This window comes from Arthrobacter sp. ISL-72, assembly GCF_018613755.1.
Lineage (GTDB): Bacteria > Actinomycetota > Actinomycetes > Actinomycetales > Micrococcaceae > Arthrobacter.
The window spans coordinates 1-8,253 of sequence record NZ_JAGGPP010000050.1; the positions used below are offsets into that span (position 1 = coordinate 1).

Consider the following 8,253-nt stretch of genomic DNA (forward strand, 5'->3'; position numbering starts at 1 on the left):
GGTCCCTGCAGAAAGTCCCGTCATGACAGGGGACCTGCACACGGTCTTCGAGCCGGCCTCTGTTACGGCCATTGTCCTGGTGACCGGGCTTCTCATGGGCGGCCTGGGGATGTTGTGGATTCTGGCACAGATTCCACGAAGGAATCCCGCCGACAGGTACCGGCTGCATCAGAACCCGGCCTCTGGAACCACGCTATGTGATGCCTCGGTGCTGGCCTCCGCCGTGGAAAACCAGATCAATACCCTGCCCGGGGTCGTGGGTTCCTCGGCGCTGCTGCGCGGCACCGCCAGGGAACCGGATCTCACGATGAAAGTCACGGTTAACAACCGCGCCGACATCCAGGACGTCCTCCACAGCATCAACACCAGGGTCATTCCGGACCTCTCCACGGCCTTGGAGACACCGCTGCGGCGGACAGGAATCCAGCTCGAGGTCAGCGGCCGCAATGCCGTTTCCGGCACCACCGTGGAGACCACCGGAACCGTCATCTACTAAGAACACGTCCGCCCGATGGTGCACTGTGTTCCGGAGTCCTGGAAGCGGCAGACGGGTTTGTGACTCGTCGGTTACCCCTCCGGACCGAACTTCTCCCTGCGACATGAAGGAAAACCTGTGACAGCTACTGCGCCCAACCGCTTGACCGTGACCGCCGCTGACCGTGAAAGCATGGACCGTCAGCTCGACGAGGCAGCGGATGCCGCCCGGATCCAGGCCCTGAGCGAAGGACGCCACGGCATTCTCGTCACCTGCCCCGGACATGATTTCTTCACGGTCGCGCTCAGTGTCGCCGTACCCTTCGGCCTGACCCGCGAACACCAGGCGTGGTGAAGCAGGCCTGAGGGCCGCCGGGGAGAGCTCCAGCAGACTTACGGAGGGTCTGTCTGCGTGCACCCGCGCATGGATACTGCGAAGGTCACTGCCCTGGATCTTCATCGGTTCACCGCAGTGGAGGTAGCCGCCGCCGAGCTGCAGAACGCCGGGTTGGTTCCGGCTGCGCTTCAGGATCCGGGCCATCTGGGCGACCGCGGCGGCATGGGTTTAGAAGGATGTCGGCCGGTGTGGAAGGCTTCGAGAATTCTGTCCGGGATCGGCCCGCGGGAGGTCATCTGGTGCCCGTTGTCGATGGCCCACCGCCGGATCCTGCCGGTGTTGGGGGCCCGGGCGCGCGGCCGCCGGATTTCCTGCCGGCGGTCCCGGCGACCCGGTTGGTCCTGCGTCCGGCGGGGATGTACGGGGCAAGAAGGGACCTGAGCGAGGAGGCCTTGGAGATGGAAACGTAGATTTCGTGACTGGTTTCGTCGAGAGCGAATGCAACCCTCTCATCAGCGGCGCCGCCGTCGGCATCCTCGATCAGGATGATGGTTGACTTCCTGAGCATGAAGACCGGGTCCTTCCGCTGAAATGTCTCCTGTTAACCAGTTCCATTGAACCCTGCCCACGAAGCCGGCAGGGTGCGTCGGCGTCCGCGCCCGGAGGGAAATCCGGCCTACTTCATGTGGACGAACCTCAGGGGAAGCCGGTGACAATACTGCCCCGATGCAAGGCTGGACCGGTTTGGCCGCATCCGGCCCGGGCCGGATGCGGTGCGGGCTCAGCCGGGCATTTCAAGGCGGTGACCGCGCAGCACGTAGCGTACCAACGCCGCGACGGTATCCGGCCGGACCTGCCCGCTCAAGGCTGGGTGGCGTCGAAGAAACGATGCTCTGGTCCGGTTGGCGCGGCCGGATTGGCCTTGGCCTGGATGAAGTCGCGGTCCTCCTGGGAGAGGGTGGTTTCGCCGTGCTGGTCACAGTCGGGTCTCAGACAAATCTTCCTTGATGGCTCCTTCGCGGGCCATTTTTGGTGGCAGTTACTTTTTGGTGGCAGTTACTGTTGCCGGCTTCCTCCTTCTTGAAGTGCGGCGGCCGGGTTGGGGCTAGTTACTCTGCATGGTTTCCTCTGGCCTGCACGACATAAACGGTTGTGGATTTGGGGCGAGATGTCCAGTGATACCGCCAAGTAGCTGGGTCGTCATATCCATTCATTGCCTGTGTGTTGGTTGACTACATGACTGAATGGTGAGGCGCCGAGGTGGTGTCTGTGGAGGGGCGATGCCGGGCCCTTGTGCCGGGCGAACACTCCGCGCGACCCGGAAGCCCTCCGCACGCCGATAAGAACCCTTTCGTCAACCAGCGGTCTGAGGGTAGGGACCGCGGTCAACGGCGGTGACAACCTGGTGCATGTCAAGTGCATCGGGGAGATAGTAGGACACCTGCTTGACGTGGGCACAGGGGAGCACTTGCAAACTGCCCTCGCCTACCTAGACTGCGGCCGCAGCGGGCGTGACACCAGCCACGCATTCTCCATGCGTCGTGGGAAGCTCCATTACCGGCTTGAACGCATCGGCCGCGCAATGATGCATTGGAAGAGTCCATCGAATGATGGAGCAGGACGTCGAGGAGTTCCCGGGTGCCGTCCTCGTCCCCGTTGACCCGGCGGGACGCAGCCCAGATGCCTCATGGGCGCTGGGACTCCCGTGCCCGGCCGGAGGAGCGGTTGAACCGGGAAGCGCGCCGGGTTTGGACTTGAGAACCTCAAGGTAGTGGGCCAGATGGACTGACTGCCCGTACTTGGCCGCAATCCGCTGATGCCTGGTGGTACCGGTACCGCGCCATCGAAGACCACGACCTCGGGCGCACGCTGTGCGTCATCCTTGCCGCCTTCGATGGCTGGCTTCCGCCGCGTGGGGCCGGGCGCTCAGCTAGCCCCGGCCCCAAGCGGCGGCGTGGTCAGTTGGTGCGGGCGGGCTCGTTTGAGACGTCGGCGCTTCGGCGGTCAAAGACGAGTGCTCCAACTTCCTGTTCGGCCTGATTCCGGATGGAAAGGTCCATGCCTGAGCGGTCCCGCACCAAGGAGACGGACACAAGGGAGACAAGCGTCATCCCGACCAGATAGAGGGAAACGGCCTCGGTTCCGCCTGTGGCCTGCACCAGGGCTGTGGCGATTGTCGGGGCAAAGGCGCCGCCGAGGATCGCACCCAGAGCGTAGGAGATAGAGACGCCGGAGAAACGTACCGAGGCAGGGAACATTTCCGAGTACAGGGCAGCCTGCGGCCCGTACGCCAGTCCCAGACCGAAGCTAAAGATGGTCAGCGCCATATAGAGCATTGCCAGGGAACCCGTGTTGATCAGCCAAAAGAGCGGGAAGCAAGCCAGTAGCTGAGCGCCGAATCCTATGAAATACGTCCGTTTGCGGCCGATCCGGTCTGAGAGGTATCCGGCCAGGTAGGTGAAGGCGAGCCAGATGGCAGAACCATAAGCGACTGCGACGAGCACGTCAGTGCGTCCGTGACCGACAGCGGGGCTGGACGCGTAGCTTGGAATGAAGCCCCCGGTTGCCATGTACCCTGCGGCGTTGTTGCCTGCGAAGATCAGGGCGGCGATGATCACGAGCAGTCCGTGGCGGCGGAACAGCTCCACGATCGGTATCCTGGGCTGTCTCTTGGCTGCGGCGATTTCCTGGAAAACGGGGGATTCGTCCACCGCGCGGCGTACGAAGTAGCCCACAGCAATAAGCACGATGCTCAGCAGGAAGGGCACGCGCCATCCCCACTCTAGGAAGGCGGATCCGGGGGAAATCACACCGGTCATGAGCGCCGTGACGCCGGACGCCAGCAGCAGCCCTAGAGGGACGCCCAGTTGGGGGAATGCCCAGGCCCGTCCGCGGCGGTCGCGGGGAGCATGCTCAACTGCCATCAGGACGGCGCCTCCCCATTCACCGCCCGCGGAGATGCCCTGCAGGATCCTCAGTAGCAGGAGCATGACCGGCGCGGTAACACCAGCGGTGGCATAGGTCGGTAGGAAGCCGACCAAGGTGGTTGCTGCGCCCATGAGGACCAGTGTCAGCACGAGCATGGCCCGGCGGCCGATCCTATCGCCATAGTGGCCGGCCAGGAAGGCGCCCAGAGGCCGGAAGAGGAAGCTGATCCCGACAGAGGCGAACGACAACAGCAGACCGATGGAGGCACCGGCTGGCTCGAAGAACAACTGCGCGAACACCAGGCCGGCGGCCGTGGCATAGATGAAGAAGTCGTACCATTCAACGGTGGTGCCGATGACGGTGGCGAAGGCGACGCGACGTTGGTTCGCCTTCGAACTGTGGGTGGACATGCTCATGGTTCTCCAGTTGGTGTGAGCGGGCGTAACCCAGGGGGAAACCCGGGGGATCGAACTGTGGTGCAGATTTGCCGGTGGAGCCTGAAAGGCTTTATCAGGTGGAGACCGGAATCACCGGAGAATGCTGGCGATGGTGCCGATCGTGGTTCCGGCAATCACCCTGCGGGCCGCCTGGCTCAGGCCTTGGGTCGTGGGTGCGCATGCGTGCTCTGAAACGGTGACATCGCCACCCAGTGTTAGCGGTCGACCAAGGCTGAGGGTGTGGTGGTTGAGCGGCTGGTGGGCACGCCAGACAGCTCAACGGATGAAAGCTCCTTCTGCCGCCGCGGCTGCAGTAGGGGTGCAAAGAACGCAGCGAGCTCGGTTGTTGCCTTGAGCGGCAGGACGTTTGCCACGTACTGGTCCGGGCGCACGATCACGACGACGCCGCCGCGGTCGAGGCCGCGCAGTTCGAAGATGTCCGCGCTCGGGTCTGCAGCGTAGACCTTTTCATAGTCCGTGAGCTGGAACGGGCCGACCGTGGGTTTGAACACTGCCGGAACGGCAGCGATGTCAACGCTGGTGTGGTCCTGCTGGTAGATCACCTTCACGTCAAACCACGCGTCGGGGTCGGCCCCCGAGGGAGTGACAGCAAGCGGGGATTCTGGCGAGTTGGTGATCCACTCGGCGAACCGCTCTGTGGGCGACCCGGTGCCGGCCTGGGACGTTTGGGGCGTCGCCGCGTCAGCGAAGATGTAGATGCGCCAGCGGCCGTCCGCGGCTGCGTGGTGGCCGAGGTGTACCGGGTTGGTGTCGGCGACCCGCACGACGGGCGCCGACTTGAAGCGCTTGCCGACCGGAAAGCCGGTTGCCAGGTGCTGGTGTTCAGGGGAGGCCACGAGCGCTGAGGGGGCGTATTGGGTCATAAAGCCGGCGGGAAATTCAGCGGTACGCACGTAGAAGTCCTCGAGTTCGGAGGGGTCTTCGAATTCCTCGGGCTTCTTCGCCATGAGCGTTGACCACTGCTTGTCGAAGTCGATGAGATTCTTCGCCACCACCTGGCGTTCCTCTGAGTAGGTGGTAAGCAGGGTTTCCGGGCTGCGGCCCTCGAGGACGTGGCCGAGCTTCCAGGCCAGATTGAAGCCGTCCTGCATGGAGACGTTCATGCCCTGCCCGGCCTTGGCACTGTGGGTGTGGCATGCGTCGCCGGTGATGAACACGCGCGGTGTGCGGGTGCCGCGGTCCTCCGGCAGGACGTCATCGAACCGGTCCGTGAGGCGGTGGCCCACCTCGTACACGCTATGCCACGCGATGTCGCGGACGTCGACGGTGTATGGGTGGAGGATCTCGTTCGCTTTGTGGATGATTTCCTCGGTGGAAGTGCTGCGCACTGCGCCCTTGTTGTTGGGGTCCACCTCGCCTAGATCAATATACATGCGGAAGAGGTGGCCGCCTTCGCGAGGGATCAGGAGGATGCTGCCACCTGTACCGGACTGGATTGCGCACTTGATGCGGATATCTGGGAAATCCGTGACCGCCAGGATATCCATCACGCCCCAGGCATGGTTGGCCTGGTCTCCAGCAAGCGTGCAGCCGATAGCCTGGCGCACCGTGCTGCGTGCGCCGTCAGCACCGACAACGTATTTGGCCCGGACGATGCGCTCCTGCCCCTCCTTGGGGCCGGAGGTGTGGAGAAGGGTCACTGTGACGGGGTACTCCTGCTCGTCCGCGACGTTGAGGGAATGGAACTCGAAGCCATAGTCGGGTGACATGCGTGTGGGCGAGTTGGCCATGAACTCGGCGAAGTAATCCAGCACCGGGGCTTGGTTAACGACGAGGTGGGGGAACTCGCTGGTTTCGGCGGGATCATCCGGGGTGCGGGCAGTGCGGATGATGCGGGAGGGGTCCGCCGGATCCGGCTTCCAGAACACCGTCTCGGTGATCCGGTACGCCTCGGCGATGATCCTCTCGGCAAACCCGAAGGCCTGGAAGGTCTCGACTGTCCGGGTCTGGATTCCGTCGGCCTGGCCAATGGCGAGCCTTCCGGGGCGGCGCTCCACGATGCGTGTGGTGACACTTGAGAATTGGGACAATTGCGCGGCCGTGAGCATGCCGGCAGGTCCTGTGCCGACAATCAACACATCGGCCTCATCGGGAAGCTCAGCCGGCCTGTTGATGCCGACTCCTGCTGCAGGCTGGACCCGCGGGTCCCCGGAAACGTAACCGTGATGGTGAAACTGCACGGAGTCCTCACTTCGTTGTAAGCGGTTGACGTCGAAGCTCCTCAGAACTAGACGCTTGGTATCTGAAATTTGACTATCCACGCCCGCCAGGGCGGTGCGGACTCTCCAGGGTTTCGTCCCTGGTTACTGCTACTTGTTGCGTGGCTTCACCGGGACAGGGCCCTGAGCTGAAAAAACGTCGGGCGGCCGACACGGAGCCCGCGAACATCGGAACCAATCTCATGGCGGCGTCGCGGTCTGATGCCTGTGGTCGATAGGCGTACGCGTCCAGTTGCCAGTGAACCAGCTGAACGTTCGGGGGTGTGCGTGGGAAATTCAGGGGCTATCCGGATTCAAGGCGCCCTGAAGTCCTAGGAACGAGGCGGGTGGTGTTGTAGAAGCTTCCGCAAGAGTTCAGTAAGGATGGTTGCTTCGGTCCTTGTGAGGCCATCTGCCCAATCGCTTTCACGCAGACTGTTCTTGCGCGCGAGCTCTGTTACGCGGGCCTCCCCGAGTGGAGTGAGCCGCACAAGCGTTTTGCGCTTATCTGAGGTGTCTGCCTCTCGGGTCACCAGCCCATACTTCTCTAAGGTGTTGAGCAAGCTCGACATAGAAGCAGTTGAAACGCTCGACAGCCTTGCTAGCTCGTTGGGATACCCTGCTCCAACAGCTCGAATTGCGAATAGAAGCCTGAACGCAGAAAAACTGAGGCCTTCGGGGCGGTGGACGCTGACTTCGAGGTCGGTAGTGATCCTGTTAGCCAGACGTATCAGGTTGAAGCAAAGGGCCATGGCGGCGGCGTCGTACTCGGGAAACATCTCTCTCGTGGAGTCGTTCGCGAGCTTTTCGAATGCGATGCCACTGAGTTTTTCATTCTGTTGGGTTGTCAACTCGGTCATCGTCTCCTTTAGTGATTCATGCTCCTGCGTAGCCCCGAGCGTTCGCACTTCTGCAACGCAGCGTTCCTCGTCCTTGCTGCCGTTCACGATATTGTTCACCCCGCCCCCGTCATATCTCGCCCAGTGAGTCCTCTGAAGCACCCAACGCCTGCTTCTCTCACAAATTTACTAGAAGTCTAATAAATTGGCAATGCCCTCCTCGCTTCATTCTAGGTCAGGATGATCCCGTCCCGCTCGCGGGAATACACGAAGATTCCGGCTTGTACACTGATTCTCGGAACGGAAGGTCAAATCAGAGGTGACTTAATATAGATAGATATCTAACTATCTCGTACAAGCGCTGCTGTCGCTGAGTGTTGCCCTCTTTATCCGATACCGGGTCACCGAGTCGCCGGTCTTCCCGGCCGCTAAAGGCGGCCAACGCGGCCGCCGGCTTTCCCACGAAGGGGCACCCATCATGCAGGCGCTGCGCCGGTACCCGAGGGAACTCGGAATCTCGATCGTCGCGGCTTCGCTCCCACTTTTCCTCCATCCCTGCTCGCGAAGTTCACCCTGTGCGCTCGTCAAGTTTTTGAGACAGGTTCGTTGTTGTTTTGGTTAGGCGGCCAGGGGTTTCTGGGCGCTGGTTTGGTGGGCTGTGTGGGCTGTGGCCGGTGGGATGCCGCCGGCCCGGCGGTTGGGTCGGCGGCGGTTGTACCAGCCCTCGATGTAGTCCATCACGGCGGTCCGGGCGGCAAGCCGGGAGCTGAAGCGTTCGTGGTGGTAGAACTCGGTTTTGAGGTGCGAGAAGAAGTTCTCGGCGACCGCGTTGTCCCAGCACACCCCGACCTTGCCCATGGACTGCGTGACCTGCTTGTCGGCGCACCATTTCTGGAATTCGTCGGAGGTGTATTGGGTGCCACGGATGCTCTCCTAAGTGTCAAGCAGCAGTTCGGTGTTGTCTGGTGTTCGGGACGATGTGCTGGCGGCCGGGGTCGAGGATGAAGTAGACCTCGCGG

Annotated in this window: 5 protein-coding genes and 2 pseudogenes; 2 read left to right on the forward strand and 5 right to left on the reverse strand. The window is 62.4% G+C overall.

The genetic code is table 11. The annotated features are described in order from the left end of the window. The coding region (locus tag J7I92_RS23300) for a hypothetical protein (RefSeq protein WP_214844321.1) at positions 1-496 on the forward strand (496 nt) is incomplete at its 5' end. A gap of 117 nt (positions 497-613) precedes the next feature. After that, the gene (locus J7I92_RS23305) at positions 614-829 is read left to right on the forward strand and encodes a hypothetical protein (RefSeq protein WP_214844334.1); all 216 of its coding nucleotides are present in this window, start codon (positions 614-616) and stop codon (positions 827-829) included. Between the two features lie 170 nt (positions 830-999). Here J7I92_RS23305 and J7I92_RS23310 read toward each other — a convergent pair. The 5 genes and pseudogenes from J7I92_RS23310 to J7I92_RS23330 form a co-directional block, all read right to left on the reverse strand. Beyond that, a pseudogene (locus J7I92_RS23310) lies at positions 1,000-1,379 on the reverse strand (Lsr2 family protein). Positions 1,380-2,769: 1,390 nt separating this feature from the next. After that, complete coding sequence (locus tag J7I92_RS23315; protein ID WP_214844323.1) at positions 2,770-4,155, reverse strand: MFS transporter; 1,386 nt, start codon at positions 4,153-4,155, stop codon at positions 2,770-2,772. A gap of 236 nt (positions 4,156-4,391) precedes the next feature. Continuing rightward, a complete protein-coding gene (locus tag J7I92_RS23320; protein ID WP_214844325.1) occupies positions 4,392-6,377 on the reverse strand; it encodes an FAD-binding monooxygenase in 1,986 nt (661 codons plus the stop codon). A 350-nt stretch (positions 6,378-6,727) separates the two neighbouring features. After that, entirely contained in the window at positions 6,728-7,354 is a 627-nt protein-coding gene (locus tag J7I92_RS23325; protein ID WP_214844328.1) for a MarR family winged helix-turn-helix transcriptional regulator, read from the reverse strand. Between the two features lie 498 nt (positions 7,355-7,852). Continuing rightward, positions 7,853-8,164 (reverse strand): annotated as a pseudogene (locus J7I92_RS23330) (integrase core domain-containing protein); the annotation flags it as partial. Positions 8,165-8,253 lie beyond the last annotated feature (89 nt).